At 61.5% G+C, this 13,360-nt stretch carries 14 protein-coding genes; 8 read left to right on the top strand and 6 right to left on the bottom strand.

Annotation, left to right across the window (positions count from 1 at the left end):
* Positions 1–212: 212 nt before the first annotated feature.
* A complete protein-coding gene (gene ffh / locus KCG87_RS23215; RefSeq protein WP_007967791.1) occupies positions 213–1,589 on the bottom strand; it encodes a signal recognition particle protein in 1,377 nt (458 codons plus the stop codon).
* A gap of 195 nt (positions 1,590–1,784) precedes the next feature.
* On the opposite strand from ffh, the gene ccsA reads away from it, so the two are divergent.
* The 3 genes from ccsA to KCG87_RS23200 all read left to right on the top strand — a co-directional run bounded on the left by ccsA (position 1,785) and on the right by KCG87_RS23200 (position 5,517).
* Positions 1,785–2,597 (top strand): cytochrome c biogenesis protein CcsA, encoded by an 813-nt coding sequence (ccsA, locus tag KCG87_RS23210; protein WP_027610969.1) that lies wholly within the window; start codon positions 1,785–1,787, stop codon positions 2,595–2,597.
* A gap of 12 nt (positions 2,598–2,609) precedes the next feature.
* Entirely contained in the window at positions 2,610–3,842 is a 1,233-nt protein-coding gene (locus tag KCG87_RS23205; protein WP_134785508.1) for a transporter associated domain-containing protein, read from the top strand.
* A gap of 358 nt (positions 3,843–4,200) precedes the next feature.
* Positions 4,201–5,517: an MFS transporter gene (locus tag KCG87_RS23200; RefSeq protein ID WP_098967376.1), complete on the top strand. Its 1,317-nt coding sequence runs from the start codon at positions 4,201–4,203 to the stop codon at positions 5,515–5,517.
* Between the two features lie 105 nt (positions 5,518–5,622).
* On the opposite strand, the gene purT is transcribed toward KCG87_RS23200, so the two are convergent.
* From purT to KCG87_RS23175, 5 genes are all read right to left on the bottom strand, one after another.
* Positions 5,623–6,804: a formate-dependent phosphoribosylglycinamide formyltransferase gene (gene purT / locus KCG87_RS23195; RefSeq protein ID WP_115986555.1), complete on the bottom strand. Its 1,182-nt coding sequence runs from the start codon at positions 6,802–6,804 to the stop codon at positions 5,623–5,625.
* 99 nt (positions 6,805–6,903) lie between these two features.
* Positions 6,904–7,371, bottom strand: a complete 468-nt coding sequence (locus KCG87_RS23190; RefSeq protein WP_007967799.1) for a VUT family protein — start codon at positions 7,369–7,371, stop codon at positions 6,904–6,906.
* Between the two features lie 165 nt (positions 7,372–7,536).
* The gene (locus KCG87_RS23185) at positions 7,537–7,752 is read right to left on the bottom strand and encodes a DUF1289 domain-containing protein (RefSeq protein WP_098967375.1); all 216 of its coding nucleotides are present in this window, start codon (positions 7,750–7,752) and stop codon (positions 7,537–7,539) included.
* Positions 7,749–8,273, bottom strand: coding sequence for a gamma carbonic anhydrase family protein (locus KCG87_RS23180; RefSeq protein WP_042606912.1), 525 nt, complete (start codon positions 8,271–8,273; stop codon positions 7,749–7,751). The genes KCG87_RS23185 and KCG87_RS23180 overlap by 4 nt, the downstream gene beginning before the upstream one ends.
* Before the next feature lie 47 nt (positions 8,274–8,320).
* Entirely contained in the window at positions 8,321–8,920 is a 600-nt protein-coding gene (locus tag KCG87_RS23175; RefSeq protein ID WP_007967803.1) for a CoA pyrophosphatase, read from the bottom strand.
* Between the two features lie 146 nt (positions 8,921–9,066).
* On the opposite strand from KCG87_RS23175, the gene KCG87_RS23170 reads away from it, so the two are divergent.
* The 5 genes from KCG87_RS23170 to KCG87_RS23150 all read left to right on the top strand — a co-directional run bounded on the left by KCG87_RS23170 (position 9,067) and on the right by KCG87_RS23150 (position 13,337).
* On the top strand, positions 9,067–9,618 hold the full coding sequence (locus KCG87_RS23170) for an NUDIX hydrolase (RefSeq protein WP_210558950.1): 552 nt from the start codon (positions 9,067–9,069) through the stop codon (positions 9,616–9,618).
* Between the two features lie 49 nt (positions 9,619–9,667).
* On the top strand, positions 9,668–10,183 hold the full coding sequence (locus KCG87_RS23165; RefSeq protein WP_027610965.1) for a L,D-transpeptidase family protein: 516 nt from the start codon (positions 9,668–9,670) through the stop codon (positions 10,181–10,183).
* Between the two features lie 273 nt (positions 10,184–10,456).
* A complete protein-coding gene (locus KCG87_RS23160; protein ID WP_161794889.1) occupies positions 10,457–11,197 on the top strand; it encodes a GntR family transcriptional regulator in 741 nt (246 codons plus the stop codon).
* Between the two features lie 30 nt (positions 11,198–11,227).
* Complete coding sequence (gene nagA / locus KCG87_RS23155; protein ID WP_210558949.1) at positions 11,228–12,334, top strand: N-acetylglucosamine-6-phosphate deacetylase; 1,107 nt, start codon at positions 11,228–11,230, stop codon at positions 12,332–12,334.
* Positions 12,327–13,337 (top strand): SIS domain-containing protein, encoded by a 1,011-nt coding sequence (locus KCG87_RS23150; RefSeq protein ID WP_210558956.1) that lies wholly within the window; start codon positions 12,327–12,329, stop codon positions 13,335–13,337. The genes nagA and KCG87_RS23150 overlap by 8 nt, the downstream gene beginning before the upstream one ends.
* Positions 13,338–13,360: the final 23 nt, after the last annotated feature.

Genomic DNA, 13,360 nt, shown 5'->3' with positions numbered 1-13,360 from the left:
CATGGGTGCCCGAAAGGCCGCATATTCTAAGGAATATCCGGACTTTTGCAAATGACTTTTTCCGGCGCCTATGGCATGCCGTGCGGATTTGCATATAGAGCCGTCGATGAAAACGGCCAGTCAGCTCCCGCCGAGTGCGGGTTTGCTGTTGATCCTGCGTCCTTGCAGGGTCTGCGCCGGTGCGACGACCGGCGAAGTCTTGGTGTCCTGAATCACATTTTCGGCATGCCGCCGCCGGGCAACATACCGCCCATGCCGCGCATCATTTTCGCCATGCCGCCTTTGGCGGTGAATTTCTTCATCATCTTCTGCATCTGCTTGTGCTGCTTGATCAAGCGACCGATGTCCTGCACCTGAGTGCCGGAACCCATGGCGATCCGGCGCTTGCGCGAACCGCTGATCAGCTCAGGGTCGCGGCGCTCGGCCGGGGTCATGGAGTTGATGATGGCTTCCATCTGCTTGAACTGCTTCTCTGCCGCGTTCTGGGCATTGCCCATTTGCGACAGGTTGACGCCGCCGATGCTCGGCAGCTTGTCCATGAGGCCGCCGAGGCCGCCCATGTTCTTCATCTGTTGCAGCTGATCGCGGAAGTCTTCGAGGTCGAAGCCCTTGCCCTTCTTCAGCTTCTTGGCCAGTTTGTCGGCCTTGTCCTTGTCGAGGGTCGCTTCAGCCTGTTCGATCAGGCTGAGCACGTCGCCCATGCCCAGGATCCGCGAAGCGATGCGCTCAGGGTGGAACGGATCGAGCGCTTCGCTCTTCTCGCCCATACCGATGAACTTGATCGGCTTGCCGGTGATCGCGCGTACCGACAGCGCGGCACCGCCACGGGCATCGCCGTCGACCTTGGTCAGTATCACACCGGTCAGCGGCAGCGCATCACCGAAGGCCTTGGCCGTGTTGGCCGCGTCCTGACCGGTCATGGCGTCAACCACGAACAGGGTTTCGACCGGGTTGATCGCGGCGTGCAGCGCCTTGATCTCGCCCATCATCTCTTCATCGATGTGCAGACGACCGGCGGTGTCGACGATGACCACGTCGATGAATTTCAGTTTTGCTTCTTTAATAGCCGCATTGGCGATGTCGACAGGCTTCTGGCTCAGGTCGGACGGGAAGAACGTCACGCCGATGTCGTTGGCCAGGGTTTCCAGCTGCTTGATAGCAGCCGGACGGTAAATGTCCGCCGACACGACCATCACCGACTTCTTCTTGCGTTCTTTAAGGAAGCGCGCGAGTTTGCCGGCGGTGGTGGTTTTACCGGCCCCCTGCAGACCGGCCATCAGAATGACGGCGGGCGGCACGGCGCTCAGGTTCAAGTCTTCGTTGGCCGCGCCCATCAGGCTTTCGAGTTCGGCCTGGACGATCTTCACGAAGGCCTGGCCCGGCGTCAGGCTGCGCGACACCTCGGTGCCGACAGCGCGCTCCTTGACCGAATTGACGAAGTCCTTGACCACCGGCAGGGCGACGTCGGCCTCGAGCAACGCCATGCGCACTTCGCGCAGGGTGTCTTTGATATTGTCTTCAGTCAGCTTCGCCTTGCCGGTGACATGGCGCAGCGTCTGCGAGAGACGGTCGGTTAAGTTTTCAAACATTGCGCGATCCTTTCAGGCCCTGTGTAGACCGGGATAATGGCGGCCCAGACCGGATTCAACATGTGCTCGGCGAGCCTGCGGCGTGGGCAGGTCGCGGATTATAGCGAAGACTGCGTCGGGCGGACACCTCGCACTTTCGTGGTGTGGCGGTTCTATGCCAAACTCAGCGCCTTTCGGGCCTGCCTAACAGGATTTATGCTCCCCTTGTCACCCAGTTTGCTGACTACCATCGCCGCCGCGCTTCTTTATGCCGCTGCGACCCTTTATCAGGGCACCCGCCTGGCCTCCGGCGCCAAGGCGAACAAGCGCCTGCTGGTTACGCTCGGCATCCTCGCCGTGCTCGCCCACAGCGCCAGCCTGCTCACTCACCTGCTGACGCCGATCGGCCTGGGCCTGGACTTCTTCAGCGCCGCCAGTCTGATCGCCGCGGCTGTCATCGCCCTGACGCTACTGGCCTGCTCGCGGATCCCGGTGGAAAACCTCTTGGTGCTGCTGTTCCCGCTCGGCGCGGCGACGGTGCTGCTGGCGCAGTTCGCCCCGGCCGGTACGGTACAGATCATTGACGAAGAGCCGGGCATCCTCGCCCACATCCTGCTGTCGATCCTCGCCTACGGCATGTTCACCATCGCGGTGTTCCAGGCCTTGTTGCTGCTGGTGCAGGATCACCAGCTCAAGCACAAGCACCCGTCGGGCCTGATCAAGAACTTCCCGCCGCTGCAAACCATGGAAAGCCTGTTGTTCGGCTTCCTCTGGGCCGGCTGGACGCTGCTGTCGCTGTCGCTGATCTCCGGCTGGCTGTTCGTCGAGAACCTGTTCGCCCAGCATCTGGTGCACAAGACCTTGCTGGCGTGCTTGGCCTGGATCGTGTTCAGCGTGCTGCTGTGGGGCCGCAATCGCCTCGGCTGGCGTGGCCACAAGGCGATTCGCTGGACCCTCGCCGGTTTCTGCCTGCTGATGTTGGCGTATTTCGGCAGCAAACTGGTTCGTGAATACATCCTGCACATCTGACGGGCGGCATAAATGGACGGTTTGCCCATAGGGCCGATGCTCGCGGTATTTGTCCTGCTGATTTTATGGTCGGGGCTGTTTACCGCCGTCGAAATCGCGCAGCAGCACTTGCTCGCGCAACGCACCGCCTCGCGCGCCAGCGATAAACCGCTGGCGAAGCTGAGCTTCCCGCTCGACAGTCTGATCCTGTGCAACACCCTGTGCCGCGCCCTCGCGGTAATCATTGCCACGCTGCTGGCGATCTTCCTCTGCGAAGAGAACGGCCCGTGGGCCGCCTGCCTCGGTGCGGGTGCCGTATTGCTGGTGTTTGCCGACTACTTTCCGCGCAGCGTGGCCCAGCGCTATCCGGATGCAGTGCTGTCGTTCGGCAATACCCTGCTGGCCGTTCCGCTGAAGATTCTTTACCCGCTGGCCTGGCTGCTGAGCCGCATCAGCGGTCTGCTGCTGCGTCCCTTCGCGCGCAAACCCCAGGTGGTGCAGCAAAGTGAAGACGAAGAACCTGCCGACCCTGATAACGATCCGGAACACCCGTCTCGCACCCACCCGGTCTCAGGCATCCATGCGCTGGACAACATCACGGTCAACGACATTCTGGTGCCACGCAGCGATGTCGACGGCATCAACCTCGACGACTCGATCGAAGAGATCATCGAACAACTGCGCCACAACAAGCGCACGCGCCTGCCGGTGTTCCACAGCGACATCAACCAGGTCGAAGCGGTGCTCAACACCCGGCAGATCCGCCATCTGCTCAACGATGGCCAGCTGACCCGCGAAGCGCTGCTGGCCGCCAGCTACGAGCCGTACTTCGTTCCGGAAAGCACCCCGCTGCAACTGCAACTGCTGAACTTCCACAAGCAGCAGCGCCGCTTGGGCATGGTGGTGGACGAGTACGGCGAAGTGCTGGGCATCGTCACTCTGGAAGACATTCTCGAAGAAATCGTCGGCGAATTCGAAAGCGAGCACAGCCTCGACAACCCGCACATCCATCCGCAGCCCGACGGGCGCATGGTGATCGACGGCACTGCGTCGATCCGCGAGTTGAACAAATGCCTGGGCTGGCATTTGCCGAGCGACGGCCCGAAAACCCTCAACGGTCTGGTGACCGAAGCGCTGGAGACCATTCCGGACAGCGCGGTGTGTCTGAAGATCGGGCGTTATCGGCTGGAGATTCTCGAGACCGAGGACAACCGGGTGAGCAAGGTGCTGATCTGGCATACGAGCGCGGTGCCCGCCAAGGTTTAGGCGCTTTTGTGGCGAGGGAGCTTGCTCCCGCTCGGGCGCGCAACGGCCGTAAATGTGTTGGGGTCGCTTCGCAACCCAGCGGGAGCAAGCTCCCTCGCCACAGGAAGATCAATCGACGTCAATCCGCTGCGATCTTTTGCTCTTGTTTGATTGTTAGCCCCCTTCCTATAATCGAGCCGCTTACCCAAGCGCCGCCGAGCCCTGTGCTTACCCCGCACGCCAACGGTTTCGGTAATTTTCCGCACCACCCCGACGACTGTTCCTACTCGAAACAGCGCTCGCGTCTCATCCCACATCCCTGGGTGTTCAACCATAATAATTCGCTCCAACGGAGCTCATGACTGTCAGGGATCACCGCATGACGACCAGTACCGCTTACAGCGCCACCGCGCCTGCCCAGCCGACCAACTCCGCCACCCGCGTGGCGACAGCGAGTTTCATCGGCACCGCCATCGAGTTCTACGACTTCTACGTTTACGCTACCGCCGCTGCACTGGTGATCGGGCCGGTGTTCTTTCCGCAGACGTCCGGCACCGCGCAGATGCTTTCGGCGTTTCTCACCTTCGGCATCGCCTTCCTCGCCCGACCGCTGGGTTCGGCCTTGTTCGGCCACTTCGGTGACCGTATCGGGCGCAAGTCGACACTGGTCGCCTCGCTCTTGCTGATGGGCGTGTGCACCACGCTGATCGGCGTGCTGCCGGGTTACGCCAGCATTGGCGCCTGGGCACCGATTTTGTTGTGTGTGCTGCGTTTCGGTCAGGGTTTGGGATTGGGTGGCGAATGGGGTGGCGCGGCATTGCTGGCCACGGAGAATGCGCCCAAGGGCAAACGGGCGTGGTTCGGCATGTTCCCGCAGCTTGGCCCGTCAATCGGCTTTCTTGCAGCCAATGGCCTGTTCCTGACCCTGGCCATGACCCTCGACGACGAGCAGTTCCGCAGTTGGGGCTGGCGGATTCCGTTTCTGCTCAGCGCGGCACTGGTGATGGTCGGCCTGTACGTGCGCCTCAAGCTCCATGAAACGCCAGTATTCGCCAACGCCATTGCTCGTCAGGAACGGGTGAAAGTGCCGCTGGTCGAGCTGTTCAGCCAATACTGGGCGCCAACCCTGCTTGGCGCAGCGGCCATGGTGGTGTGCTATGCGCTGTTTTATATCTCGACGGTGTTTTCCCTGAGCTACGGCGTGTCCACCCTCGGCTATAGCCGTGAAACGTTTCTTGGACTGCTGTGTTTTGCCGTGCTGTTCATGGCCGCCGCAACGCCGTTGTCCGCTTGGGCCAGCGACCGTTACGGGCGCAAACCGGTGCTGATCGTCGGCGGTGTACTGGCGATTCTGTCCGGATTCCTGATGGAGCCGCTGCTGACGCAAGGTTCGACCTGGGGCGTGGCGCTGTTCCTGTGCATCGAGCTGTTCCTGATGGGCGTGACGTTTGCCCCGATGGGCGCGCTGCTGCCGGAACTGTTTCCGACCCACGTGCGCTATACCGGCGCATCGGCCGCTTACAACCTCGGCGGGATCGTCGGCGCCTCGGCGGCTCCGTTCTTCGCGCAGAAACTGGTGGCAATGGGTGGTTTGAGTTATGTCGGCGGCTATGTGTCGGCGGCAGCGGTGCTCAGCCTGATTGCTGTGCTGTGCCTGAAGGAAACGCGCAATAACGATCTGAATCAGGTTGCCTGACAGAAGATCAAAAGCTTCGCGAGCAAGCCCGCTCCCACAATTGGTTTTGTGTACGCCACAGATCCAATGTGGGAGCGGGCTTGCTCGCGAATGCCGCGCCTCGGTTTACAGCTCTACAACAACAGCCTGAGCAGCCCGGGTCGCCTTGGCACGCGCTGCCTCAATCGACTCATCCCGCGCCAACGCCACGCCCATCCGGCGCTGACCATTGACTTCAGGCTTGCCGAACAGACGCAACGCCGTATCCGGCTCGCTCAGCGCTGCGCCCAGGTTGGCGAACGCGGTCTGGGTCGACTGCCCTTCCACCAGAATCACTGCCGAAGCCGAAGGGCCGAACTGACGGATCAGCGGCACCGGCAGACCGAGAATGGCGCGCGCGTGCAGGGCGAACTGCGACAGATCCTGAGAAATCAGGGTCACCAGACCGGTGTCATGCGGGCGCGGCGAAACTTCGCTGAACCACACCTGATCGCCCTTGATGAACAGTTCGACGCCGAACAGCCCGCGACCACCCAAGGCCTCGGTCACGGCTTTGGCCACGCGCTCGGACTCAGCCAGAGCAATCGGGCTCATGGCCTGCGGCTGCCAGGATTCCTGATAGTCGCCCTTCTCCTGACGGTGACCGACCGGTGCGCAGAACGTGGTGCCGCCGATGTGGCGCACGGTCAGCAGGGTGATTTCGTAGTCGAAATCGATGAAGCCTTCGATGATCACCCGACCTTTGCCGGCGCGACCGCCCTCTTGCGCGTAATCCCAGGCCTTCTGCACATCCTCGGCGCTGCGCAGCAGGCTCTGGCCTTTACCCGACGAGCTCATGACTGGCTTGACCACGCACGGGAAGCCCAGATCCTGAACGGCTTTGCTGTAGTCCTCGAAGGTGTCGGCAAAGTGGTACGGCGAGGTTGGCAGGTCCAGCTCTTCAGCGGCCAGACGGCGGATGCCTTCGCGGTTCATGGTCAGTTGCGCGGCGCGGGCGGTCGGGATCACGGTGAAGCCTTCGGCTTCCAACTCGACCAGCGTGGCGGTGGCGATGGCTTCGATTTCCGGCACGATGAAGTGCGGTTTCTCGGCTTCGATGACTGCACGCAGCGCGGCGCCGTCGAGCATGTTGATCACGTGGCTGCGGTGCGCCACCTGCATGGCCGGCGCGTTGGCGTAACGGTCGACGGCAATCACTTCAACGCCCAGGCGTTGCAGCTCGATCACCACTTCCTTGCCCAACTCACCACAGCCACACAGCAATACGCGGGTCGCGGTCGGCGACAATGGAGTTCCGATACGGGTCATCTCAGGTCCTCAAAGAAGCGGATCATCGAGGAAAGCAACGCCAGACGCGCTTTCCATGGGGAGAAAGCGCGGCATTTTACATGAACCGCAGGGTTTGGCTCAGCTGGCGACAGCCTGTTTGCGCTCGCGCCAGGCCATGATCAGCCAGACGGCAGTGACGCCGGCAAACTTCGAGACCAGTGCGGTGATGATCACCGGTGGCGTCATCAGGTCGATCATGCCGAAAAAGATGAAGGTATCGAGGGGAATGCTCAGCGCCGAGCTGATCCACAGGCGGTCGCGCAACGGCCGTTTGGTGACGCTGAACACCAGCCAATCGATGATTTCCGACACCGCGAACGCCGTGGCGCTGGCCAACGCGATGGATGGATCGGAAGTGACGTAGGACAACACCAGCGCCGCCAGCATCGCCACGAGCGCACCGTGGCCGAAGCGGGTTTGCACCATGTCGCGCAACACGAACACCAACCCGCCCCAGGCCGACCAGATGATGTCCAGGTGTGGCGCGGTGGAGAAAGCGAAGTTGATCAGCACGACGCTGCTGATGTAGGCGATGAGGAAAATCATGGGGGCGACCTGTCAAATTGGCGCACAGGTTACTTCAGGCTTTGAGTTGGGCCAATAAGAAGTAGCGGCTGTTCTGGCCTCTTCGCGAGCAAGCCCGCTCCCACAGTTGATCGAAGGTGAACACAAATCCAATGTGGGAGCGGGCTTGCTCGCGAAGGCGGCCTGTCAGGCGCCTGATTTTCCGGGAACCATCCACACCAACCCACTCGCCTTCGCACGCTCATGACACAACCCCAGCACCACCCGCCGCTCGTCATTGGTCATGCGTCCCCAGCGTGTGATCTCCGCGACCGTGCGCTGGCAGCCGGTGCAAATATCGTCCTCATCCAGTGCGCAGATATTCACGCACGGCGAGGCAACGGGTCTTTCAGGCGTGTTCATTCTTCCTGCTCTACCAGGTCACGCGCATAGCGCTGCGAGTTGTGCACATAGTGCGCGGCGCTGGCTTCGAGCATTTTTTTCTGCGGCTCGGTGAGTTCACGCACGACCTTGCCCGGCGAGCCCATCACCAGCGAGCCATCGGGAATTTCCTTGCCTTCGCCGATCAGCGAATTGGCGCCGATGATGCAGTTCTTGCCGATTTTCGCGCCGTTGAGGATCACCGCGTTGATCCCAATCAGGCTGTAATCGCCGACGGTGCAACCATGCAGCATGGCGTTGTGACCGATGGTCACGCCGGTGCCGATGGTCAGCGGATAGCCCATGTCGGTGTGCATCACCGTGCCGTCCTGGACGTTGCTGTTCTTGCCGATCAGGATCAGTTCGTTGTCGCCGCGCAATACGGCGTTGAACCAGACGTTGGCGCCCTCTTCCAGTCTGACCTTGCCCACCAGCACGGCATTGGGCGCGACCCAGCTCTGTGGATGGGTTTCGACGCGGGCGTCGCCCAGGCGGTATTTCATCTTGTTTTCCTCAGGGCTCACGATGACGGGCCATTCGAGCGATGGCTTCAGGTGTTGATATAGCTTTTGGGCGGATGATGCAGGCTGATCTGTTCGTCATAGAGCAGATTGATCAGTTCGACGATCATGATAGCGGTCAAACCCCAGATTTTGAATTCGCCGTAGCGATAACTCGGCACATACCAACTGCGGCCCTGGTAATCGATACGGTGCGTGTGTTCGCGCGGGTCTTTGCGGAAGAACTCCAGCGGCACATTGAATACCGCTGCGATCTCGGCATCGTTGGCCTGGTATTCGACGAAGTCCGGGATCACCCCGACATACGGCGTAACTTTGATGCCATGCAGGGAGATCAGCGGGCTGAGCGGGCCGATCACTTCGACCAGCCCCGGTGGCAGGCCGATTTCTTCCTCGGCTTCGCGCAGAGCGGTGAAGATCAGATCGGGGTCTTCCGGGTCACGGCGTCCGCCGGGGAAGGCCACTTCGCCGCCATGGGTCGAGAGGCCGCTGGCGCGCAGGGTCAGCACCAGCTCGGGCTCGTCACTGCGGGTGATCGGCACCAGAACAGCGGCCTCGGGGAAACGTTTATCGGTCTCCAGCGTGCGCGGTGTGTGGTTGCTTACCCTATGCAGTAGCTCGTCCAGCATGAGTGTTCTCGATCTGTGCCTTACTCTGCATCATGCACCAATCATGGCAGCCGCCCAAGCCCCTGACCGGGCCATGTCGCGAAACGACAACTTGCCGACCGGCACCGCTGCACGCCAAGATAGGCGCAGCATTCAGGAACCCCAGCATGAAATTTTGCAGCCAGTGCGGCAACCCGGTGACCCAGCGCATTCCCGAAGGCGATTCGCGGCTGCGATTTGTCTGTGACAGCTGTCAGACCATTCACTATCAAAACCCCAATATCGTCGCCGGTTGCGTCGCGACCTGGGGCAGCCAAGTGTTGCTCTGCCGCCGCGCCATCGAGCCACGACTCGGTTACTGGACGCTGCCCGCCGGTTTCATGGAAAACGGCGAAACCATCGAGCAAGCCGCGATCCGCGAAACCGCCGAAGAAGCCTGCGCCCGGGTACGCAATCTGAGCATCTATACGTTGATCGACGTGCCACACATCAGTCAGGTGCACGTATTTTTCCGTGCCGAACTGGCCGATCTGGACTTTGCTGCCGGGCCCGAAAGCCTCGAAGTACAACTATTCGACGAAGCCGACATCCCGTGGGACGAGCTGGCTTTTCGCACGGTGGGGCGTACCTTAGAATGCTTCTTCGCTGATCGCCGCGCCGAAAGCTACCCGGTTCGCTCCGAATCGATTCCGCCGTTGACGCAGCCTGCCATCACCTAAAAGCTTCTATAAATAAAATATCTGCGTCACTCCCTGGGGAATCGTTTCAATGCGCTGGTTGCTTGCCCTGTTTTGCCTGTCGTTCGTCACCGTATCCCAAGCGTCATTCGTGACCACCGTGACGCCATCGAATACCCCGATGATCGAAAAAATCCTGGTGCTCAAATCGGCTCATCAACTGCAATTGATCGCCGACGGCAAGCCGATCAAGACCTATCGCATTTCCCTGGGCAAGGGCGCGAAAAAAGGACCGAAACTGATTGAAGGCGACAAACGCACGCCCGAAGGTTTCTACTGGATCGACTGGCGCAAGGTCAGTGAAAAATTCAACCTGGCGATGCACATCTCCTACCCGAACATCAGCGATTCGGCCCGCGCCCGCCGCGAAGGCGTCGAGCCTGGCGGGATGATCATGATCCACGGCACCCCGGATTCGGAAGAAACCCCCGAAGACCTGTTCCACACCCTGGACTGGACCGACGGCTGCATCGCCATGCGCAACATGGACATGCGTGAAGTCTGGGGTCTGGTGCCGGACGGCACGATGATCGAGATCCGTCCTTAACCAGCGACCACTGGTCACCTGAAAAAAATAAATCAAAAGATCGCAGCCTGCGGCAGCTCCTACAGGGTTGATACCACTTCCCACTGTAGGAGCTGCCGCAGGCTGCGATCTTTTGCTTTTTACAGCCAACCCCTAATACCACTTCAAACCACAACCCCCGAAACCCGCCATTTCATTGGGCTACACGCCAATTCCCTGCGTTGACATGGTATTCAAGTGGTATTAATTTCCGCCCCATAAGCGAGCCACAACAATCCTATACTCGCGTCGGAAATGACCTACATGAACGACCTCCAGGCCCTACGCCCAGATGACTCCCAGCCGACGCCGCTGTACCTGCAGCTGGCGCGCAATCTGGAATCGGCGATCCATTCCGGGCAGTGGAAGGCCGAGCAGGCGATGCCGTCCGAACGCAACCTCAGCGAGCAACTGGGTATCTCCCGGGTCACCGCACGCAAAGCGCTGGAAGTGCTGCTCGATCAAGGTCTGATCCGCCGCCTGCAAGGTTCCGGCACGTTCATCACACCCCGTCTGGAACAACCGCTGTCACGCCTCTCGGGCTTCAGCGAAATGCTCCGCCTCAAGGGCTTTGTCCCCAGCTCGCAGTGGCTGGAACGCGAAATCACCCTGCCGACTCACGAAGAACTGATCCGCCTGAGCCTGTCGCCGAACGACAAGGTCGCGCGCATGAAACGCCTGCGCAAGGCTGACGACACGGTGATGGCCATCGAGATGAGCACCCTGCCCGCCTCGATCATGCCCAAGCCGCACCTGGTCGGCGATTCACTCTACGAATACCTCGACGGCATCGGCAAACCGATCGTCCGCGCCCTGCAGCACATCCAGGCGATCAACGCCTCGGACGAGTTCGCCGCGCTGGTCGGCATCGCCCCCGGCACCGCCATGCTGCTGATGACCCGGGTCGGCTACCTCGAAGACAACACGCCGATCGAAGTCACCGACACCTATTGCCGCAACGACTACTACGACTTTGTTGCAGAGCTTCGCCGCTGATCAGCAGCCAGGCCAAACGAGAGAAGCAAAATGTCCGAAGACAACATCCTCACCGCCAGCGGCTGGGTTCGCGGCCGGCTGATCCACGAACACGGCAAAGTCGTGTCGATCGAAGGCGTGCCCTGCGATCCGGCCGACAATGATCTGCCCTACCTGCTGCCGGGTTTCATCGACCTGCACGTCCACGGCGGTGGCGGCAAAGACATCATGGAAGGTGCCAGCGCCTTCGAGACCATCACCCGCACCCACGTGCGCTTCGGCACCACTTCGCTGCTGGCCACCACCATGACCGCGCCGAGTGCTGAGATCTCCAGCGTGCTGAAAGAGGTCGGCGAGTTCTGCGAACAGCGTCCGCAAGGTGCCGCCCGCGTCCTTGGTGTGCATCTGGAAGGCCCGTACATCAACCCCGGCAAACTAGGCGCGCAACCGAATTTCGCCCACACCGCGTTGATGGCCGAGCTCGAGGAATACCTCGCGCTGGCGCCGATCCGGGTAATCACCATCGCCCCGGAAATCGCCGGCCACGACGGGTTGATCCGCGAACTCAGCAGCCGCGGCATCCGCATGCAGATCGGCCACACCCTCGGCAGTTACGAGGAAGGCGTCGCCGCTTTGGAGGCTGGCGCGACCAGTTTTACTCACTTGTACAACGCCATGAGCCCGCTGCATCACCGCGAGCCGGGCATCGTCGGTGCCGCGTTGGCTCACGCCAAATTCGCCGAGCTGATCCCGGATCTGCTGCACGTGCACCCCGGCGCGATCCGCGTGGCCCTGCGATCGATCCCATGCCTGTATTGCGTCACCGATTCGACTGCCGCCGCCGGCATGCCCGACGGTGAATACAAGCTCGGCAGCCACACCGTGACCAAATGCCTGGGCGGCGTGCGCCTGCCCGACGGCACGCTGGCCGGCAGCACCCTGACCATGGATCAGGCCCTGCGCAATCTGGTGAAGATCGGTTTGCCGATCGCCGAAGCCTCGCAACGTCTTTCGCAATTTCCCGCCGACTACCTCGGCATCACTGAACGCGGGCGCCTGCAACCGGGGGCCTGGGCCGACTGCGTGCGGCTGGATCGCTCACTCACACTGACCGCCGTCATGGTCGAAGGAGAAGACATTGACTTCAAAAATGCTTGAAGAGGCGCTGTCCTCGTTCGAGGCCGTGCAAGCCCAACTGCAACAGCTCGACCCGCAGATGATCGAGATCGCCGGGCGCCTGCGCCGTCAGCCGCCACAAGTGGCGATGACCGTTGCGCGCGGCAGCTCCGACCACGCGGCGAGCTACTTCGCCTACCTGACCATGCAGCAACTGGGCGTACCGGTGGCGTCGTTGCCGATGTCGGTGGTGACCATGCAGCAGGCGCCGCTGAAGGTCAGCGGTCAGGTGGCGTTCGCGTTCTCCCAATCAGGTCAGAGCCCGGATCTGGTCAACAGTCTGCGTCTGCTACGCAAGCGCGGCGCACTGAGCGTATCGATGGTCAATGCCGCCGATTCGCCACTGGAAGCGGCATGTGAATTCAGCCTGCCGCTGCTCGCCGGCACCGAAAGCAGCGTCGCCGCGACCAAGAGTTTTATCGCCACCCTCAGCGCCAGCGCCCGCCTGATCGCGCACTGGAAAGAAGACAGCGAACTGCTGGAAGCGCACAACGCCCTGCCCGAAGGCCTGCGCGACGCGGCGCAGCAGGACTGGAGCACCGCGATCGACGCCTTGCGCGACTGTGAACGCCTGATGGTCATTGGCCGTGGCGCCGGTTTTGCCATCGCTCAGGAAGCCGCGCTGAAATTCAAGGAAACCTCGGCGATCCAGGCCGAAGCCTTCAGCAGCGCCGAAGTCCGTCACGGCCCGATGGCGCTGATCGACGAGCATTACCCGTTGCTGGTGTTCGCCCCGCGCGGTGCCGAACAGGCCGGTCTGATCAGCCTTGCGGCAGAGATGCGTCAACGCGGCGCCCGTGTGCTGCTGGCGGCGCCGGACGACATCCTCGAACGCGACCTGACCCTGAGCCGCGCCGAACACCCGGCCCTCGATCCGATTCTGGCGATCCAGAGCTTCTACGTGATGGCCGCCAACCTGGCCGTGGCCCGAGGCATGGACCCGGACCAGCCGCGCCACCTGAGCAAAGTGACCCGTACGCACTAAGTCCGAATGACTGCGCACCTGAT

Origin of the sequence: Pseudomonas sp. MWU347, assembly GCF_017947305.1 — a bacterium.
GTDB classification, from domain to species: domain Bacteria; phylum Pseudomonadota; class Gammaproteobacteria; order Pseudomonadales; family Pseudomonadaceae; genus Aquipseudomonas; species Aquipseudomonas putida_A.
This window is presented reverse-complemented; position numbering and strand designations above follow the sequence as displayed.

Coding starts and splice junctions, on each gene's coding strand:
- KCG87_RS23205 (WP_134785508.1), top strand. CDS start 2,610: ATGGACGGTTTGCCCATAGGGCCGATGCTCGCGGTATTTGTCCTGCTG.
- purT (WP_115986555.1), bottom strand. CDS start 6,804: ATGACCCGTATCGGAACTCCATTGTCGCCGACCGCGACCCGCGTATTG.
- ccsA (WP_027610969.1), top strand. CDS start 1,785: ATGCTCCCCTTGTCACCCAGTTTGCTGACTACCATCGCCGCCGCGCTT.
- nagA (WP_210558949.1), top strand. CDS start 11,228: ATGTCCGAAGACAACATCCTCACCGCCAGCGGCTGGGTTCGCGGCCGG.
- KCG87_RS23165 (WP_027610965.1), top strand. CDS start 9,668: ATGCGCTGGTTGCTTGCCCTGTTTTGCCTGTCGTTCGTCACCGTATCC.
- KCG87_RS23175 (WP_007967803.1), bottom strand. CDS start 8,920: ATGCTGGACGAGCTACTGCATAGGGTAAGCAACCACACACCGCGCACG.
- KCG87_RS23180 (WP_042606912.1), bottom strand. CDS start 8,273: ATGAAATACCGCCTGGGCGACGCCCGCGTCGAAACCCATCCACAGAGC.
- KCG87_RS23150 (WP_210558956.1), top strand. CDS start 12,327: ATGCTTGAAGAGGCGCTGTCCTCGTTCGAGGCCGTGCAAGCCCAACTG.
- KCG87_RS23160 (WP_161794889.1), top strand. CDS start 10,457: ATGACCTACATGAACGACCTCCAGGCCCTACGCCCAGATGACTCCCAG.
- KCG87_RS23185 (WP_098967375.1), bottom strand. CDS start 7,752: ATGAACACGCCTGAAAGACCCGTTGCCTCGCCGTGCGTGAATATCTGC.
- ffh (WP_007967791.1), bottom strand. CDS start 1,589: ATGTTTGAAAACTTAACCGACCGTCTCTCGCAGACGCTGCGCCATGTC.
- KCG87_RS23190 (WP_007967799.1), bottom strand. CDS start 7,371: ATGATTTTCCTCATCGCCTACATCAGCAGCGTCGTGCTGATCAACTTC.
- KCG87_RS23200 (WP_098967376.1), top strand. CDS start 4,201: ATGACGACCAGTACCGCTTACAGCGCCACCGCGCCTGCCCAGCCGACC.
- KCG87_RS23170 (WP_210558950.1), top strand. CDS start 9,067: ATGAAATTTTGCAGCCAGTGCGGCAACCCGGTGACCCAGCGCATTCCC.